The organism is Bilophila wadsworthia ATCC 49260, assembly GCF_000701705.1.
Lineage (GTDB): Bacteria > Desulfobacterota > Desulfovibrionia > Desulfovibrionales > Desulfovibrionaceae > Bilophila > Bilophila wadsworthia.
On the sequence record NZ_JNJP01000186.1, the window covers coordinates 1 to 1,386 of the forward strand.

Sequence of the window (1,386 nt, forward strand, 5' to 3'; positions counted from 1 at the left end):
TTCACGGCGCTGACGAACTTGCGGTAATTCTCTGTCTTTACGAACATTTTGCGCATGACGTTTCCTCCCATGCAATGCCTTTGCTTATGAAAATATCAAGATAATCCGCGTATTCTTCGGTCTGGACGTACCATTCCAGCCAGTCGCGGTCTTCCTGCGTCCATGAATCCGGGTGAGCCATATGGTACTCGTACCGCTCGTAAGGGAACTCAAAGGCAGGCCGGGCCTTGCCGGGACGGACGGATTGCGTAACCGTCCCTTCTTCCTCATCCGGGAAATCCGGTTCGAGAGCGGGTATCGGCTCCACATCAACCACCTGCCCGATCGGGCGAATGGAATTGACGACGGTTGCCGTGGCTCCGATGGAATCTTCGTTGTAAACCACCGTTGCGCCGGGGAGCTTTTTCTGAACCTGCGCTTGCGCCCTTGCGAGCTTGGCGCGCTGCGATTCTCCGGCCTTCCTTTCGGCTTCGGAAATCATGCCCCGGTAATCGATGGTGTTGCCGTCGACGAGCGCCTTGCAGATTTTCGCCATGTCGGGCGTCTGGACGACGATGTAGCGGGGATCGTGCATGTCATAGCGGACCAGCACCTTTTTCCCGTTCCAGGACCACAGGGCGTCGGCGTAGTACTTCTTGCCCGCGAAGTTGATCCAGTTGTTATGGACGGGGCGTTCCGCAGCGGGCATGAACAGATCGTCATGCAGCGTCGGGTCCAGCCGCAAAAGCTTGTATTCCGGGTTTTCCGCGAGCTTCACGTTCCAGTATTCGCCGGGCGAATAGCGCCGCCGCTTGCCGTTCGCGTCCGTAAACTTAGGGAGGGCCGTGTGCGGCGTGGCGTTGTACTCGTCAATGCGGAAGCACAGAGCCTTGAAAAACTCGTCAAACGTCGGCAACTGTTCGGACTTTCCGTATTTTTTGATGTCTTTGTTGACGGAAAGCCGGAACGTCCGGGCCGTATCCTGATCCATGTCCCGATGCACGCAGGAAGCGAACCGTTTCGCCAGATCGGTATGGATGGTCTTGACCGCCCGCTCCATGAGTCCCTTGCCCTGCGGGCGTCCGGGAATGGACGTCTTGCAAATCACGCCGAGCAGCGTCAGGACGCCCGTCCCTTCTTTGGTGGACATGGCGTTTGCGTACCCCGGCCCGTTGTCCGTATAGAAAAAATACGGGACGCAATGGGTGATGCAGGCGACGCGGAAGGCGTCCAGAACGGTGAGCCCGTTTTCCGATGTGTCGACGGACACCCCGACGCACTTGCGGGTTGCGATGTCCAGAATCAGGGTAAGTTCCGGCCTGAACGCGCGCGGCTCATAGGGGTGCTGGACCAGTCCGTCAAAGGTGGTGCCGTCGCCCGTGAAGCCTTCGCCGGGAAGCATGTTTG

Annotated in this window: 1 protein-coding gene; it reads right to left on the reverse strand. The window is 58.4% G+C overall.

Going from position 1 to position 1,386, the window contains the following annotated elements; all coding sequences use genetic code 11:
* Positions 1-37: 37 nt before the first annotated feature.
* On the reverse strand, positions 38-1,386 hold a 1,349-nt coding region (locus T370_RS0121920; protein WP_029437016.1), incomplete at its 5' end, for a Mu transposase C-terminal domain-containing protein.